13 protein-coding genes are annotated in these 16,228 nt (G+C 62.7%); 6 read left to right on the top strand and 7 right to left on the bottom strand.

Annotated features, from left to right (window positions below):
- Positions 1 to 125 precede the first annotated feature (125 nt).
- From DXT74_RS22420 to DXT74_RS23000, 7 genes are all read right to left on the bottom strand, one after another.
- Positions 126 to 560: an OmpA family protein gene (locus DXT74_RS22420; RefSeq protein WP_052370795.1), complete on the bottom strand. Its 435-nt coding sequence runs from the start codon at positions 558 to 560 to the stop codon at positions 126 to 128.
- Between the two features lie 141 nt (positions 561 to 701).
- Positions 702 to 1,199, bottom strand: a complete 498-nt coding sequence (locus DXT74_RS22415) for a type VI secretion system tube protein Hcp (RefSeq protein ID WP_043640831.1) — start codon at positions 1,197 to 1,199, stop codon at positions 702 to 704.
- A gap of 112 nt (positions 1,200 to 1,311) precedes the next feature.
- Positions 1,312 to 2,796 (bottom strand): type VI secretion system contractile sheath large subunit, encoded by a 1,485-nt coding sequence (tssC, locus tag DXT74_RS22410; RefSeq protein WP_043640828.1) that lies wholly within the window; start codon positions 2,794 to 2,796, stop codon positions 1,312 to 1,314.
- Between the two features lie 3 nt (positions 2,797 to 2,799).
- Entirely contained in the window at positions 2,800 to 3,312 is a 513-nt protein-coding gene (tssB, locus tag DXT74_RS22405) for a type VI secretion system contractile sheath small subunit (RefSeq protein ID WP_043640826.1), read from the bottom strand.
- Between the two features lie 83 nt (positions 3,313 to 3,395).
- The gene (gene tagF, locus DXT74_RS22400; protein WP_043640824.1) at positions 3,396 to 4,415 is read right to left on the bottom strand and encodes a type VI secretion system-associated protein TagF; all 1,020 of its coding nucleotides are present in this window, start codon (positions 4,413 to 4,415) and stop codon (positions 3,396 to 3,398) included.
- A 13-nt stretch (positions 4,416 to 4,428) separates the two neighbouring features.
- Positions 4,429 to 8,196 carry a type VI secretion system membrane subunit TssM gene (gene tssM, locus DXT74_RS22395; RefSeq protein ID WP_231138247.1) on the bottom strand — a complete coding sequence of 1,256 codons (3,768 nt, stop codon included), beginning with the start codon at positions 8,194 to 8,196 and terminating at the stop codon, positions 4,429 to 4,431.
- 27 nt (positions 8,197 to 8,223) lie between these two features.
- Positions 8,224 to 9,090 carry a M15 family metallopeptidase gene (locus tag DXT74_RS23000; RefSeq protein WP_231138246.1) on the bottom strand — a complete coding sequence of 289 codons (867 nt, stop codon included), beginning with the start codon at positions 9,088 to 9,090 and terminating at the stop codon, positions 8,224 to 8,226.
- A gap of 180 nt (positions 9,091 to 9,270) precedes the next feature.
- Here DXT74_RS23000 and tssJ point away from each other — a divergent pair, with 180 nt between their 5' ends.
- The 6 genes from tssJ to DXT74_RS22360 all read left to right on the top strand — a co-directional run bounded on the left by tssJ (position 9,271) and on the right by DXT74_RS22360 (position 16,202).
- Positions 9,271 to 9,810 (top strand): type VI secretion system lipoprotein TssJ, encoded by a 540-nt coding sequence (tssJ, locus tag DXT74_RS22385; protein ID WP_194427026.1) that lies wholly within the window; start codon positions 9,271 to 9,273, stop codon positions 9,808 to 9,810.
- Positions 9,811 to 10,080: 270 nt separating this feature from the next.
- Positions 10,081 to 11,427, top strand: coding sequence for a type VI secretion system baseplate subunit TssK (gene tssK, locus DXT74_RS22380; protein WP_081557083.1), 1,347 nt, complete (start codon positions 10,081 to 10,083; stop codon positions 11,425 to 11,427).
- Between the two features lie 7 nt (positions 11,428 to 11,434).
- Positions 11,435 to 12,136, top strand: coding sequence for a type IVB secretion system protein IcmH/DotU (gene icmH, locus DXT74_RS22375; protein ID WP_019101087.1), 702 nt, complete (start codon positions 11,435 to 11,437; stop codon positions 12,134 to 12,136).
- Between the two features lie 3 nt (positions 12,137 to 12,139).
- Positions 12,140 to 12,619 (top strand): type VI secretion system baseplate subunit TssE, encoded by a 480-nt coding sequence (gene tssE / locus DXT74_RS22370; protein WP_019101088.1) that lies wholly within the window; start codon positions 12,140 to 12,142, stop codon positions 12,617 to 12,619.
- 19 nt (positions 12,620 to 12,638) lie between these two features.
- On the top strand, positions 12,639 to 15,257 hold the full coding sequence (locus DXT74_RS22365; protein ID WP_194427025.1) for a type VI secretion system Vgr family protein: 2,619 nt from the start codon (positions 12,639 to 12,641) through the stop codon (positions 15,255 to 15,257).
- A gap of 30 nt (positions 15,258 to 15,287) precedes the next feature.
- On the top strand, positions 15,288 to 16,202 hold the full coding sequence (locus tag DXT74_RS22360; RefSeq protein WP_194427024.1) for a DUF4123 domain-containing protein: 915 nt from the start codon (positions 15,288 to 15,290) through the stop codon (positions 16,200 to 16,202).
- Positions 16,203 to 16,228: the final 26 nt, after the last annotated feature.

Here is a 16,228-nt window from a genome sequence, read left to right as displayed (position 1 = left end):
CCCGATTCAAATCGACTGCGCAATTGGCGAGTCCTTAAGCAAACCCTGCGCGGTAGCGCCGGGTTTGCTTAAGCACCCGAAAACGCCCGGCCGCCCGCTTACGCATGGCGGCCCGGCGCCGAGATTCAGTTGGCGATCAAACGCACCGCGTGCAACTGACGCTCGGTGTCGTAACGCACGGTGATTTTATTGGCAGGCACGCCGGCATCGGTCAGGAACTGCTTGACGGCGATAGCTCGGGTTTGCGCGGCGGCGCGAGCGTTGCCGATGTCGCCGCGGTAGCAATGGCCGCGCACCAGAATGGATTTGGCGGTCTTGAGCTTGGGCAGCAGCAGTTGCAATTGAGCCTCGCCCACCGGGGACAGTTTCGGGCTCATTTTTTCAAACGGGATCAGGTTGGGGTCTATGGCCATATTGGCGGCCACGGCCTTGTCCAGCGCGGCCTTTTCTTCCGCCGCCTTGATCACGGCGGGGTCTTTCGAGGCTTGTTGAGCGTTAGGATTGGTCTTGCAGCCCACCAGCGACAAGGCGAGCGCGGCGACCATCAGCAAACGTTTCATAGCATTACTTCCCGGATTGACTTTAAACATGGCGAAGAGCAGCCGGGAAACCGCTGCGCCGGGCTGGCGCGCGGCAGTTTCCCGGATGCCTAAAACCCGCCCGAACGACGGGCGGGTCAGCTTTCCAGCACCGCTAGGAAATTAGGCGATCGCTTTGTTAGCGGTCAGGTCCCAACCGGAGCTGACGTTACCGCCGCCAGCGCCGTCAGCGCGTTTCTGCTGGGTGTAGGTCCACTTGATCTTGCCGTAAGTGAAGCTCACTTTTTCGCTGGGGAAGCCGTTGTCGTTAGCGGAACCATGCGGCTCAACCTTGGCGATCAGGACTTGCTCCATCTTGATCTCCATGTACTTCACCTTGTCGCCACCGGCACGGCACAGTTCGATGGTGATTTCCTTGATGTGCTGGCCCTTGCAGCAGGCTTCGTAGATCTTCGGGCTGGCTTTGTCCAGGAAGTGGGTGATTTCGTAAGCGGCGTGGTTCACGCGCTCGGCGGTGGCGCCGCCGGCGGAGCTGGCGGTAGCCTGGGCCGGCTGTTCCAGTTTGTGAGCAAAGGATTGGATCTCGATCCAGTCTTTGTGCTTGTCGTCGCTGCTTTCGCCAGGAATACCGTCAATTTTCAGGAATGCATCAAAAGCCATTTACTTCTCCTTAAACAAAGGTCAAAAATTGGAGGCTAAGCCCCCCATTCCAAAAGACGCCCGCGCCCGCCGCCGCGCCTAAACCCGGCGGACGCGCGCGGACTCTCCAGCCTTAACCCGCCGGTTGCGGCAGTTCCGCCACCAAACGCAGGGAAATAGTCAGTTCATCCAGCTGGAAATGCGGCCGCAGGAAGGCGGCGGCGCGATAGACGCCGGGTTTGCCCGGCACTTCCACCACGTCGACGCGCGCTTCGCGCAGCGGATATTTGGCTTTGGCTTCCTGGCTGGCGGAGTCGTCCAGCAGCACATATTGCGCCAGCCAAGTATTCAGGAAGTCCTGCACGTTCTGGCGCGAGGCGAAGCTGCCGATCTTGTCGCGCATGATGGATTTCATGTAATGCGCGATGCGCGATACCGCGAAGATGTAGGGCAGTTGGGTGGACAGGCGCGCGTTGGCGTTGGCCGAGTCCGTGTTGTAAGTCTTGGCCTTCTGCACCGATTGGCCGCCAAAGAAGGCCGCGTAGTCGGTGTTCTTGCAGTGCACCAGCGAGATGAAGCCCAAGTCGGACAGCAGTTTTTCGGTGCGGTCGGTGATCGCCACTTCGGTGGGGCACTTGAGCGCCACTTCGCCGTCGTCGGTCTTGAAGGTGTGGGCCGGCAGGCCTTCCACCAGGCCGCCGCCCTCCACGCCGCGGATGGCCGCCAGCCAGCCGTATTGGGCGAAGGCGGAGGTCAGACGCGCGGCATAGGCGTAAGAGGCGTTGGTCCACAGGTATTTTTCGTGAGTGCTGCCGTCCACGTTTTCTTCAAAGTCGAATTCCTCCACCGGCACGTTATCGCGGCCGTAAGGCAGGCGCCCCAGCACGTGCGGCAACACCAGGCCGACGTAACGGGAGTCTTCCGACTCGCGGAAGGATTTCCACTTGGCGTATTCGACGGTGTCGAAGATCTTGGCCAGATCGCGCGGCTTGCCCACATCGGTGAAGCTTTCCAGGCCAAACAGGCCGGAAGAGGCCGCGGTGATCAGCGGCGCGTGCGCGGAGGCGGCTACATGGGACAGTTCGTCCAGCAGGTAGAAGTCTTCCGGGTGGCGGGTAAATTCGTAATCGCCCACCAGGCCGGCGTAAGGCGCGCCGCCGAAGGTGCCGTATTCTTCTTCGTAGATTTTCTTGAACAGCGCGCTCTGGTCGAATTCCGGCGCCGCCTTGAAGTCCTTGACCAGGTCTTTCTTGGAGGCGTTGAGCACCTTGATCTTGAGCATGGTGCTGGTTTCGGACTCCATCACCAGATACTTCAGACCACGCCAGGAAGCTTCCAGCTTCTGGAAGTCGTTGTGGTGCATGATCTCGTTCAGCTGGGAGGAGATCAGCGCGTCGATCTCGGCGATGCGCGCGTCAATGCTGGCGGACAGGTCTCGCGATACGCTGACGCTGCCTTCCAGCACCTGGTCGACCAGTTCGCCGATCAGGTCGCGGGTGTGGCCCTTTTCGTTGTCGTTGGTGGCGACGCGGCTTTGCTCGATGATGGAGTCAAGCAGGCTGCCGGCCGCCGCCGGTGCTGCGGCCGCGACGGCCTCAAGTTGTTGTTCTGCGCTCATCTATCACTCTCCCGCTTTGTCCGGATGCGCGGCCTGGCTGATTGCCTTCAGCTTTTCGGTATCGCGCACCACTTCGTCCAACAATTCTTCCAGCTTGTCGTTACCCGCCATCTTGTTGCGCAGGTCGGCCAGGCGCTTGCGCGCGTCCAGCAGTTTTTTCAGCGGCTCGACCTGATCCACCACGTTCTGCGGCTCAAAATCGGCCAGTTCTTCGAAGTTCAGCTCCATCGCCAGCTGGCTGCCGTCGTCTTTCAGCTTGTTGTCCACCTTGATGGCCAGGCGCGGCGCCATGCCCTTGAGCACTTCGTCGAAGTTGTCGCGGTCGATCTGAACGAACTTGCGTTCCTTCATCTTGGGCAACGGCTCCTTGCTGTGGCCGGAGTAGTCGCCCAGCACGCCCAGCACGAAGGGCAGTTCCTTGGTTTCGATGGCGTCGCCGATTTCAACGTCGTAAGTGATCTGCACGCGCGGCGGGCGTACCCGCGACAGTTTTTTCTGTGTGCTTTCTTTGGCCATGATGGTTCTCTCTCAAGTTCACAAAGCTCTGATTGGAGCGGCCTCTGCGGATATCGCCGGCCGTTCCGGTGTTACGTCACTACTCAGGCCACGCTGCGCGACAGGCTGGACGCCACTTCGCGCAACTGCGCCACCGAAATGGACGGATCGTTCAGCCTCCGCCCCAGGATGTAAGCCGCTTCTGCGTAGGCCTGATGGCTGCGCCACGGCGCCTGCGGCTCAGCCACGTCGACGATGAAGCGGGCATCCAGCTGCCCTCCCCAGCACTGCGAGACAATCTGCTCGTTCAAGTCGCCCGGCAGCAGGGCCAGGAAGCGCCCTTCCGGCCGGTGAATCAGCAGACATTGCTCCGCTTGGCCGGCCTGGCCGGCGGTAGCCGCCTGGTACAGCGACAACCAAGTGGCCGCAGCCAACATGTCTTCGCCATCGCTGTCCGGCAGCGGCAGCAGATAGGTCTGCGCCGTCAGGCTGCCCTGGAACTTGCGCAACAGCTGGTGGTGGAAGGTGAAGGCCAGAAGCACCGTTTCCAGATCCGGCAGGCCCCGGCTGCTCAACAGCCGGCTCAGATGGGAAGCCGGCGTCACGCTCAGATGCCGCTCCAGCAGTTGCTGCGCCAAGTCCAGATCCGCCACGGAGGAGATGCCGAACAAGGACTGCTCCTCCAGAAACTGCCGGCAAGCCAGCATTTCCACCGCGTTGTCGATGGCGCTGCTCAGTTGCTCCTTCAAGCCGGAGAAGAACAGCTCATTGGCCAGCATCAACACCGACAGCGGCGGCAAAGGCCCGTCGCAAGGCATCAGCGAGGCCGCCACCAAAGGATAATTACGGCCGCTTTCATCGCGGCTGGGCTGCATCACGCCCAGCGACAGCCACATTTGGTCGCGGCTACGCAGCACAAAGCTGGTGCCCGGCATCGCGCGGTAGCGCTCCACCGCGTCCGGACCGGCCTCCAGCCCGCCCAGGCTTTGCGCCAGCAGTTGGTCCAGCTGAGTGGCCGCCGGGTGGGTGGCATTGACGCGGACGAAGTCGCCGCGGCGCGGCAACTTGCCAAAAATGCAGAATTGCGGAGGCGTTTCCTGCGCCCGCTTGAAATTGAACGCCATGACTGTGTCTCCCTTATAGCGTCACGCGCTCAGGCAAGGTCAGCTTGTAAAGCTTGTTCAGTTGCAGCGGATTCACGCCGCCAACCATGCGGAAATTGAATTTCACCGTTTGCGCCTCGCCGTCGGGCTTGCGCAGGTTCCAAGTGAGCTGAGCGGAGTCCGGGCTGTCCTGGCTGACCTTGGCGCTGGACAGCAAGCGCATCAGGCCCATGCGTCCCGGCTGGTTGCCCACCACGCTGCTGGCGCCGCTGTAGGACACCACCTGGATGCGGGCGCCGGCGTTCTGGCCGTTGCCGGGCCAGGTGAACGGCTGCCAGGCCTGCGGGCCGTTGCGGTAGCGCAGTTCCTGGCCGTCCACCTCGAACACGATTTCGGACAGGCCCGGCGTCGGCGTCGGCTGCAGTTCAAAGCGGGTGTTTTCGCCGTCTTGCAGTTGAGCGTTGGCCAGAGCGGACAGGCTGCTGACGCTGGACAGGAAGGCCGGGTTGAACTTGACGCCCATATTGCCCCAGGCGCGCGGCACCAATTGGTCGCCCTTCTTCTGCACCAGGCCGTTCAGGTATTTGTTGATGAATTTGTCCAGCGTGCCGTCGTTGGCCTTGACGAAGCGGCTGATCTCCGCCACCGAGGCGCTGTTGCTGGAATCCGCGAACGGGTATTTGCCGGCCAGCTGCTTCCACTGGGGCAGCACTTCGTTGGCCCAGGCCTGGTTGATGTCGTTGGCCACCGGCCCCAGCAGAGCGTTGTAGGATTGGGTCAGCGGGCGCACCAGCATCGGGCGCACCATCTCGCCGGTTTCCGGCGTGACTTGGCTCAGCAGGGTGTTGTCTACGAAGGAGGCGGTATCGCCCAGCTCCGAGCCGGAGCCGCCCAGGGTCGCCTGCAAGGCGGCGCGGGCTTGCGGGCCGGGTTCGTCGGTGCTGGAGATCGCCGCCAGCTTGGCTTTCAGCTTGGCCAACTGTTCCAGGTAAGCGTTGATCGGCGGGTTGTCGCCCTTGACCAGTTGCGCCACGCCGGCGAACTTACGGCCCACTTCGCCGTACAGTTTGGTCTTGTCCGCTTGGGTCGGCGAGCTGCCGCCCTTGAGGAATTCCGCGGTTTTTTCCAGCATCGACTGCTTGGCGTTTTCCAGCGAGCGGTTCAGCTCCGACGGGTTGTCCCAGGCGGTTTCCATCGCCGCGCGCGCCAGCACCAGCTTGATGGGCGAGCTTTGCTTATCGGACAAACGCGCCATAGCGGAGGCGGACTGGGCCGGATTGGTGAAGTCGCGGGTGGTGACGCCGATCAGGAATTTCTTCCAGGCGGCGGCGTATTGGGCGCGGTACAGGGCCTCCAGCGCGGCGCGGTTTTTCTCCACGTCGCCGTCCCGGCCCAGATTGTCCTGAGTAGACGAGGCCAGCACCCAGTCGTCGCTACGGATTTCACCCTTGCTGGCTTCGTCGATAGCGCCCTTAACATAGGTGTTCCAGGCTTCGCGAGTGTAGGCGCCCTCAACCATCTGGCTGCCGGCCATCACGTCCAGATCCCGGTTGTCCAGAATCCGCGCCACGGTCAGCGGAGCGAAACGGGTATTGGCGCGGGCCTTGATTTCGTTGAACACTCGCTCTTGAGCGGACAGGCGCTTGAAGGAGCCTCGCAGCACATCGCGGGCCTCGCCCACCACCTTGGCGTTGTTCTCAATCAGCGGCAGGTCCGCTTCCTTGATCTGGCTAACGTAGAAAGCCACCAGCTTCTCGGCCACCGCCATCACTTCTTCCACCGAATACTGGCCGCGCTGGCTTTCCAGATAGGGCCGCCAGTAGCGCGGCAGCTGATCTATCAGATGCGCTTCGTCCATGCGCTTCTGCTCATGCAGCATCAGATAGGTTTTCAAAGCGTTGTAGCTGGCGTCCAGTTGCTGCGGATTACGCTGCGGAGCGGATGCGGGCTCGCCTTGCGCCGAGGAGGCTTCCAGCTTGGCGGTGGTGGCGCGCTGCGGCCAATCCAGCGCGCTCAGGTTGATATTGGGCAAACCGCCGCGCGGCGCGTGCTTTTTAGGCTTGGGTTTGAACGGCGCGGGCGCGGCCGGCTTGGGCGGCTCGCTCACAACCGGCGCGGGCGCGGGAGCCGGCGCCGGAGACTCCGGCTTCAGCGCCACCAGGGTGGTTTCCAGATTGCGCTGCACCGGGCGCAGCATCACTTCCTTCAAGCCGGTGAAATACTCGCGACGCAGTTGCGGCTCCAACTCCTTGCCCTGATACAGGCCCAGGCCCACTTGCCACGGCGCGCCGTTCTTGCGGTAAGCCTGCAATTCCTCCAGCCGCTTCTGCAAGATCTGCAGCGAGCGCAGTTTGTCGTACAACTGCCCGCTGGCGGCCAGCTTTTGCGCCTGCGCGCGCTCGGCCTTCACCTCGTCCAGCAAATGCTGGTTGCCGATGAAGGACCAGGTCCAGAAGCTGGCCAGCGCGGCCAGCGACAACACCCCGGCGGCCATGCCGAACAAACGCCAGCGGCTGCCGCTGGGCTTGGTCTGGCGCGAAATCAGGTGTTGATCCTGAAACAGCACGTCGCGGAACAGATTGCGCAGGAAGTAGCTGTAAGACGCCGGCGCCTGCTTCATCTCCTGGCCGCCCTGGCTCAGGTCGAATTGGCCTTGCACGCGATTGGCTGCCACGATGCGCGGCACGCCCTCTTGCAAGGCGCTGGTGAAATAGAAACCACGCAGCAGGGGACGCGCGTGATAGGGGTCTTCTTCGTGCAGCAGCTTGACGAATTTAACCACCGCCTCTTTCAAGCCGTGGAATTCAATGGGAAAGGCGAAGTGCGCCGGCTTGACCTGGTCGCCGCGGTACTGGATCAGCTTTTCCTCGCCGGCCTGCACCAGGCCGCGGTAGAGCAGTTCAAACTGCTGGCCGGTCACGGTGGCCACGTCGAAACCCGTGCCCTGATCCGCACTCAGCGTCGCGCCCCAGACCCTGGCGCGGTCTTCATCGCTGGCGTCCTGGAAAAACTGGGCGAAGCCGCCCAAGAGGTCCAGCTTGGTGAACACCAGATAGATGGGCACCAAGAGGCCGAAGGTGTTGCACACCTCGTGAATGCGCTCGCGGATCTGGCGCGCGTACAGAGTGAAGCCTTCGCTATGGTGTTGCGCCAGCTCCGGCAGGCTGATGGCGATCAGGATGCCGTTGACCGGCGCTTTGGCGCGGTGCTTTTTCAGCAGCTTGAGGAATTCCAGCCACTCCACCCGGTCCTCGCTCTGAGTCGCGTAACGGCCGGCGGTGTCCAACAGCACGCCTTCGGTGGAGAAGAACCAGTCGCAGTTGCGGGTGCCGCCCACGCCCTGAATACCGCTCTTGTCGCTGAACGGAAAGGTCAGGCCGGACTGCAGAATGGCCGAGCTCTTGCCCGCAGCCGGGTGCCCGATGATCATGTACCAAGGCAGCTCGTACAGCGCGGCGCTGCCGCTGGCGCTGCCCAGCTTGGATTTCTTCAGGGTGTCTATCGCGCCCAACAGCCGCTGGCGCAGCAGGGTGACCTCGGCGCGCTTGTCGGAGCTGGCGTTGATCACCGCCTCGTCAGCCTGCTTGCGCAGCATGCGCTCCACCAGACCGCCGGCACGGCGCGCCAAAACCTGGCCCACCAGCAGGGTCAGCACCCATAACAACATGACGCCGATAATCCAGCCCAAACGGGCTTCCAGCGACTCCAGGCCCAACCACGGTCCCAGGAACCAGATCAGAGCGATCAGGATCAGGAACCCGATCGCCGAAGCCACCTTGGCGTGACGCAGCCAACCTTTCATAAACACCCACCACCTTCTTGAAAACCGTTATTTTTTGAGCAAGGACTTCAGCGAGCCTGAGCGCTCGATATGTCCGAAATCCTTGAAACTCCAGTTGCCGCCCCAAGTCAGGCCGGCCGCCGTCGCCTCTTCTCCCAGCGCGTTGTAAGCCTGCATCGCCCAGGGATCACGTTCCGATATCACTACCTTGCCTTCGCGGATGGGCGCCAGGTCCACCGCCAAGCCGTATTGATGCTTGCTCTGCCCACCCTTGGCCTTGGTCACCAGCGTGGCCTGCCCGGCCAGAGAATCCTGACGCTCCGGACTGCGATAGCCCTCCAGCAGCACCATGGGGAAGCCCCTGGCCTTCATTCTTTCCATGACCCGCAGCACCACTTGCACGAACTCGGGATTCAGTTTGCTCCAGTCTCGATCCGCATGTCCCAGGCTGGGCCGCTCCGCAATGACATTGACAAAAGCTTCCGGCGGAAGCGGCGGCGGCGGCACTAGTTTTTCTTCAAGCAGCGTCTGCTTGATTCTCATGCCCTGCGCATACTCGGAAACCTCAAACTCCGGGCTGCGATGAAAACGGTTCAACTTCAGCGTGATGGCCACCGCCAGGGCCACCAACAGCAGCGACACCACCGGCAGCCACACCCGCCAATAACGCGCGGCTACGCTGGGGGCACGGCGCGACGCACGCAAAAAAGCGGCGCTTACCGCCGGCTTTTCATTGCGTTTTTCAGGTCTTCCGGCCGCAAGCGCGCCCAAGGCCTCCGCCCCGGTCAACACCGGCTTTGGAGAGCGATTTCCTTCCAAGATGCGGGGCTGTCCCAGGAAGAATTTCCAGCCCAGCCAAGACAGGAGCAAAACGATGCCAAGCACCAGAATCGGCAATATATAGTTCAAATGCATTTTGACGCGAGACAATAAATGACATTACAATTTAAATCAATAGCTTGAGCTACCCGATTTCGAATTTTAATAACTGCGTGCAAATCAATGTGCAATGGGACATGCATTCCAATTAAACCAAAAATTTGGGATACTTTCGATAGCAGATAGTCACAAATCCAATCGTTAGGAACCGCCGTCATGATGAAAAAACGCCCCTACTGGGAACAGGCACGCACCCTGTTTTACGCCATTGTCATTGCCTCTCTGACCGCTTGTTCCAGCACGAAGACCATCGACATCAAAGCTGAGGGCAGCCCCTCGCTAAACCGCGACGCCAAAGGCAAACCGCTGTCCGTAGTGGTGCACGTCTACCAGCTGAAAAACCAGCAGGCTTTCAACCGTCTGACCATGGAGGCGCTGTCCAGCGGCAAGCCTGAATCAGAACTGCTGGGCGACAGCCTGATCAGCAGCAAAGAACTGACCTTTTTGCCAGGTGGCAAAGTGACACTGGAAGACGTCACCATTGAAAAAGACGCTCAATTCATCGGCGTCGTCGGTTTTTTCCGCCGGCCGGATGCCCACTTCTGGCGTTTGTTGTATGACGCAGACGCCGTCCGCAGCAAAGATCTGAGCTTCCGCGCCGCAGATTGCCACTTGGAAGCCATCAAGCCCAAGGCATTGACCATGCCCGGCCAGCCTTCGCCCGCCAAGGCGGACTGCGCCGCCAGCCGGAACTGACGCCTGAAAACGGCGCCAAGCCAACGCTGAAAATTAACAAACCCTTTTGCATGACAAGGGCTGCGCTCTTGCTGCAAAATGTCGCGCATTTTAGCGATCGTGTACACAGTTTGAACAGGGTGTTATTACCGGGTACGGACCGCCTTGGTCATGACATGGCTCAAAGCCCGTTCGGTCCTTCGCCCACCGCGGCCTGGCCCGACTGACAAGCCAATGAATTTTCAGGCGCAATTGAGATTTCAGTAGATTTCCAGACAAGGTGTATCAGTAATGCAACAAGCCAAACGAGTGCTCTGGGGCGAAGGCATGTTTCTGCGCCCGCAGCACTTTCAACAGCAAACCCTCTTGCTGGAGCAGCATGTCGCCTCGCGGCAGCAACTGAGCCAGCGCCACGCTTGGGGCCTGCAGCATATTGCCTTGGACGAACAGGCGCTCAAGGGCGGCGCGGTCCGCATCGACGCGCTGTCCATCCTGTTCCGCGACGGCACGCTGTACCAAGCGCCGGCCAGTGCGCCGCTGCCGCTGTCCCGCGACCTGAACACCTTGCCGCAAGCCGGCATCAAGACCACGCTTTACGCCTGTCTCGCCCATATGCAGCCTTACGGCGGCAATACCCGCAACGGCGAAGTCATGTCTCGCCCCACCCGCTTTCAAAGCGCCAGCGCGGAAGTGGCCGACCTGTACACCCAGGCTCTGGACGCCGACCTGTCCACGCTGGAGTTGGACGTGCGGCTGATGATCGAGGAAGAGAACCGCGACGGCTACGACGCCATTCCGCTGTGCCGCCTGGAGAAAGACGCCACCGGCCAATGGAGCCTGGGCGGCGGCTTCATTCCCCCGCTGGTCACGGTGGAAGGCTCGCGCGAGGTCAGTCACATGCTGCGCCGCCTGCTGGACATCTTGCTGGTCAAGAACCAGGCGCTGTCCGGCGGACAGCGTGAACGCGCCAAGAACGTGATGGAGTACAGCTCCAGCGACATCAGTTCTTTCTGGCTGCTGCACACCGTCAACCGCAATTTCGCCAAGCTGCGCCACCTGTCGCTGTCCAGCCCCCTGCACCCGGAAGAACTGTACCTGGCGCTGGCCGAATTCTGCGGCGAGCTGCAAACCTTCTCCACCCATTACACCCTGTCCGACATCCCGGCCTACCGCCACGACGACCTGCACGCCGTGCTGGCGGCGCTGGACACGCAGATCCGCGAGCTGCTGGAAACCGTGATCTCCTCGCGCTACGCCATTATCCCGCTGCATTCGCCCAAGCCGTCCTTCTACATCGGCCGCTTGGAAAGCGACCGCCTGCTGGAGAACGTCGATTACTACCTGTCGGTGCAGAGCGAGTTGCCAGCCAGCCAGATCATCGACAGCGTCCCGCTGAAGATGAAAATCGGCGCGCCGGACGACGTGGAAAAAATCCTCAACTCCGCGATGCGCGGCGTCGCGCTCAGCCATGCGGCGCAAACCCCGTCCGCCATTCCGGTGCGGGTGGGCAACCACTATTTCGCGTTGGAGCCGCACGGCGAGATCTTCAGCCGCATGCTGCAATCGCGCAGTATCTGCATCTATATGCCGCAGACCCTCTCCAACCTGACGCTTGAACTGATCGCCGTATTCCGCTGAGGCCGCCATGAACCAAACCGCCGCAACTCTCCAAGAACGCCCGCTGACCGTAGCCTCCGCCTCGGCGCCCACCCTGCGCGAAATGCTGGAAGACGGCATCTACCTGCTATTCCTGCTCCGGGACGGCAACGCCCCCAGCAGCGCGGTGGAGTTCAACCGCCGCGTCGACCAGTTTCTGAACCAATACGAGCGCAACGCCCGCAACTTCGGCAAGGACCAGAACGCCATCAACCACTCCAAGTACGCGTTTTGCGCCTTGATGGACGAGATCATCCTGTCTTCCGAGTTCGACATCCGTGACGAATGGGAGCGCATGCCGCTGCAGCTGCGGCTGTTTGGCGAGCACCTGGCCGGCGAGGGCTTCTTCAACCGCCTGGAACAGCTGCGCCTGGACCCGGCCGCTCATATCGAACCGCTGGAAGTGTTCTACACCTGCCTGCTGCTGGGCTTCCAAGGCAAATACCTGCTGGAAGGCCAGGAAAAACTGGGCTACCTGACCCACAAGCTGGGCCAGGAAATCCAGCAAGTGCGCGGCGGCAAGGCCGAGTTCGCGCCCAACTGGCAGCTGCCTCAGCGCTTCCAAGCCTTTGTCCGCCATGAACTGCCGCTGTGGCTGTACTTCGCCCTGCTGGCCGTGGTGGGCGCCGGCATCTTCGTCGCCTACCGCTGGCTGCTGTCCAACCAGCTCCAATCCATTTTCGGCCTGTAAGCCATGCACAGCAGCCGCCACGCCCAGATCTTGCCGTCGGTGCTGGACCGGCTGCTGGACGACCAGCCGGACAACAGCCACGGCGCGGAAACCATGTTGTACGAACTGCCGCAGGTCAAGCGCTCGCTGGCGCGGGATCTGGAAGCGCTGCTGAACACCCGGCTCGCGCCCTTGCAAGAACTGTTCGACATGTATCCGCAAGCGCACGACAGCATGCTGAGCTTCGGCATCCCGGACCTGTCCGGCATCAGCCTGCTCAATCCCCACGACCGGGAACTGCTGCGCGAACAGCTGCGCCGCGCCATCGAAATGCACGAACCGCGCCTGTCCCGCGTGCGGGTGAATCTCGACGCGCCGCGCGAGATGGAGCGCCACCTGCGCTTCCGCGTCGACGCGGTGCTGAAAGTACATCCGCACCGGCCGCCGGTCACCTTCGACGCCACCCTGCAACTCTCCTCCAACGTATACAAGGTACAAGGCTAACCCAGCCTGACAGCGCCCCATGGACCTCAGCACCCTGCTCGCCAGCTTCGCCTCCGCCTTCAACCAAGACCAACGCCTGCTCACCCTCAGCCTGGGCGACGGCAGCGTGGCGGCCGAGCAACTGCTGCCCCTGAGCCTGGCCGGCGAAGAAGGCGTGTCCCGGCCCTACGCCTACCAGCTCACCTGTCTGTCCCCGGACGGGGCCATCGAACTCAAGACCCTGCTCGGCCTGCCGGCCCGCATCGGCATCCTCGACGCCGCCGGCGCCGAGTCCTTGCGCTGCGGCGTGGTGTCCAAAGTGGAAAGCCTGGGCTCGGACGGCGGTTTCAGCCGTTATCAGCTCACCATCGAACCGCCGTTCGCGCTGCTGCGTCATCGCGTCAGCTCGCGGGTGTTCCAGGACCTGTCGGTGCCGGACATCGTCAAACAGATCCTGGCCGAGCATCAGCAAGCCAACCCGGTGTTCGCCCGGGTGCAGACGCTGGAGTTCAAGACCGGCGCGGCGTCCCCGCGCAGCTACTGCCTGCAATACCGCGAATCCGATTACGACTTCATCGTGCGGCTGCTGCACGAAGAGGGCTACGCCTGGCGTTTCGATCACCTCGACGGTGACACTCCCAAGGTGCAACTGGTCGCCTTCGACGACCCCTACAGCCTGCCGCCGGCCGGCATCGAGCGCGTGCGTTTCCACCGCAGCGACGCCACCGAGGCCGAGGACGGCCTGACCGAGTGGAACGCCCAACGCCAGATCGTCCCCGGCGCGGTGGCGCTGGCCAGTTTCGACTACCAACCTGTTAGCACCCAGCACAGCGGCGACGACAGCCGCATTGATCAAGGCCAGAACGGCAAGGCGCTGCAGTCTTCCTTGCACGACTACGACCCGCAATCGCTGTACTACGCCGGCGACGCCGACCAGCTCAGCCACTACGCCCAACTGCGCCAGCAAGCGCATGACCTCAAGGCCAAGCAATTCAGCGGCGGCGGCAGCGTGCGCGGCCTGGCCGCCGGCCAATGGTTTCGCCTGGACGACCACCCGGCCCACGACGGCGACAGCAGCGAACAGCGCGAATTCGTCGTCACCCGCCAAACCCTGAGCGCGCGCAACAACCTGCCGGCGGACCTCAAAGCGCTGGCGGGAGAGAAAGACGCCCACCCCTTCCGCGCCGAATTCGACGCCCAACGCCGCGGCGTGCCGCTGACCCCGGCCTACGCCCACACCGAGTTGGCCAAGCCCAAGTCTCGCGGCGTGCAGACCGCGACCGTGGTCGGCCCCCAGGGCGAAGAGGTGCACACCGACCAGCACGGCCGCATCAAGGTGCAATTCCACTGGCAACGGCCGGACGAACACCCGAGTATCGGCGCCAACCTGGACGACACATCCTCCTGCTGGCTGCGCGTGGTCATGCCCAGCGCCGGCGCCGGCTGGGGCCACCAATTCATCCCGCGCATCGGCCAGGAAGTGCTGGTCGACTTCATCGAAGGCGATATCGACCGCCCGGTGATCACCGGCGTGCTCTACAACGGCAGCCACCCGCCGCCGGACTTCAGCGGCGCCGGCGCGCTACCCGCCAACAAGACGCTGTCCGGCATCAAATCCAAGGAACACCAGGGCGGCCAATACAACGAACTCTTGTTTGACGACACCCCCGGTGAAGTCAGAACCAAGCTATCGAGTGAACCGGGCAAAACCCAACTCAACCAAGGCTTCCTCACCCACCCGCGCAGCAACGGCAAAGCCGAGCCGCGCGGCGACGGCTTCGAACTCAGAACCGACCAGCACGGCGCCATCCGCGCCGGCCACGGCCTGCTGCTGAGCACCGAAGCGCAGAACGGCGCGTCCGGCAAACAGCTGGCGCGCGAACAGGCGCAAAGCCAGCTGGACGCGGCCCTGGCCCTGAGCCAAAGCCTGGGCGACACCGCCACTGGTCAGCAGGCCGACACCATGGAAACCGGGCCGGAAGAAATCGGCGCGGACAATGCCAAAGCCGCCAAGAAAACCGAAGGCCACCTGCAACACCAGGCCGCCGCCCTGAAAGCCTGGGAAGCCGGCTCCAACACCGACAAAGACGGCAAGACCGCGAAAGACCAAGCCGGCCAGCAGCCGTTAATCGTGCTGTCCGCCCCTGCGGGCATCGCCAGCCTGAGCCAGCAAAGCCAGACCGTGGCGGCGGGGACCAACCTGGACCTGGTAGCGCAGCGCGATACCAACCAGACCAGCGGCCGGCGCTGGATTCACAATGTGGGCCAGCACATCAGCCTGTTCGTGGCCGGGGTGAAGGACAAGGTGGCGCTGAAGCTGATTGCCGCCAAGGGCAAGGTGCAGGTTCAAGCGCAGAGCGACAGCATTGAGGTGACCGGCGATCAGGACGTCAAGATCACCGCCATCAAGGGTCAGCAGCTGTGGAACGGCAAGAAGGAGATTCTGCTGACCAGCGGCGGCGCTTATGTGCGGATCAAGGACGGCAAGATAGAGCTGCACGCGCCCGGCACCGTCAGCTTCAAGGGCGGAAGCCACGATTGGAGCGGGCCGGCCAGCACCAGCCTGCCCACGCCTTCGTTCAAGCCGCCGCAACCCTGCAACTATCAGGCCGCGGACGCCGCCCACGCTGGCGCGGCGAGCGCGCCCTATCCGGACTGAGCATCGCGGCCAGGATGAGAGATTAGAAATATGCAGGCATTGCATGAAATTTTGCAGGCAGAGGCGCCGGAGGGCTGGTATCTGCTGTTGGACCGGACCCAGGGTGACCCGCTGGCATCGGAATCGTTGGCGGCCTGTTTCCCGGAGCCCGCGGTCACGGTGTTGAACGACGCTTTTTTTGCCCATGCGCCGGAGCAAGCGCCGCTGCTGGTCAACTTGGCGGAAACCGTGGACTTTGGGCCGGAGGAACGCCGGACCTGGTTGACGCGGGGGACGGACGACATTGAGGACTCGCTGCGCAAGGGCGGCGCTGTCATGGTCAGCGCCTGGCTGCGGTCCGCGCAGCCGGTGGAACAGGTGGCCCGGCATTTGAAACGCCTGTTCGTCCAGCCGCACCCCGATGGACGGCAGCATCATCTGCGCTACTACGACCCCAGGATTACACGTTTGCTGGACCAGAGTCTGAGCGTCGAGGACAAGAACCAGTTGCTGGGGCCTATCGACCACTGGTGCTATCCGGCCCATCCGGCCGGGTATCGGGATATGGCGATAGACGAGGCCAAGGGCCGCGCCAGCGCGGTGTCTCTGCGCGCTGAGCATTGGGAGCAGTTGGACTGGGCCGCTCATTACCACAAGCTGCTGCGCACGGTGGCGGGCTTGAGCGAACTCCATCCCGACACGGTGGCGGCGCAGTGGCCGGACTTTCCGCTCGCGCGGCAGTGGCTGCGCGAAGCCGCAGTCTTGCCCTGGGTGGGCACCGAGGATGAGGCCGCGGGCTGTGTTGCGCTGTGGTGGCTGCTGGGGCGGGATTGCGAAGAGCGCTACCCGGACGTGGCGGTGGAGTTGGAGCAGTACCGGCAGGACAGGGCCCCGACCTTGACGGAGTGGCTGCTGTTCGCCGGCGCGGAATTTTGGAACAAACCAAGGCAGCCGCCGTTTGTGTGATGACAGTGGCCAATATTTTCGGTTCA

Source organism: Chromobacterium sp. Rain0013 (genome assembly GCF_015291765.1).
GTDB classification, from domain to species: Bacteria; Pseudomonadota; Gammaproteobacteria; order Burkholderiales; family Chromobacteriaceae; genus Chromobacterium; species Chromobacterium haemolyticum.
This window is presented reverse-complemented; position numbering and strand designations above follow the sequence as displayed.

Coding starts and splice junctions, on each gene's coding strand:
- DXT74_RS22360 (WP_194427024.1), top strand. CDS start 15,288: ATGCAGGCATTGCATGAAATTTTGCAGGCAGAGGCGCCGGAGGGCTGG.
- tssK (WP_081557083.1), top strand. CDS start 10,081: ATGCAACAAGCCAAACGAGTGCTCTGGGGCGAAGGCATGTTTCTGCGC.
- DXT74_RS23000 (WP_231138246.1), bottom strand. CDS start 9,090: ATGCATTTGAACTATATATTGCCGATTCTGGTGCTTGGCATCGTTTTG.
- tssE (WP_019101088.1), top strand. CDS start 12,140: ATGCACAGCAGCCGCCACGCCCAGATCTTGCCGTCGGTGCTGGACCGG.
- tssC (WP_043640828.1), bottom strand. CDS start 2,796: ATGAGCGCAGAACAACAACTTGAGGCCGTCGCGGCCGCAGCACCGGCG.
- tssJ (WP_194427026.1), top strand. CDS start 9,271: ATGATGAAAAAACGCCCCTACTGGGAACAGGCACGCACCCTGTTTTAC.
- tssB (WP_043640826.1), bottom strand. CDS start 3,312: ATGGCCAAAGAAAGCACACAGAAAAAACTGTCGCGGGTACGCCCGCCG.
- tagF (WP_043640824.1), bottom strand. CDS start 4,415: ATGGCGTTCAATTTCAAGCGGGCGCAGGAAACGCCTCCGCAATTCTGC.
- DXT74_RS22415 (WP_043640831.1), bottom strand. CDS start 1,199: ATGGCTTTTGATGCATTCCTGAAAATTGACGGTATTCCTGGCGAAAGC.
- DXT74_RS22420 (WP_052370795.1), bottom strand. CDS start 560: ATGAAACGTTTGCTGATGGTCGCCGCGCTCGCCTTGTCGCTGGTGGGC.
- icmH (WP_019101087.1), top strand. CDS start 11,435: ATGAACCAAACCGCCGCAACTCTCCAAGAACGCCCGCTGACCGTAGCC.
- tssM (WP_231138247.1), bottom strand. CDS start 8,196: ATGAAAGGTTGGCTGCGTCACGCCAAGGTGGCTTCGGCGATCGGGTTC.
- DXT74_RS22365 (WP_194427025.1), top strand. CDS start 12,639: ATGGACCTCAGCACCCTGCTCGCCAGCTTCGCCTCCGCCTTCAACCAA.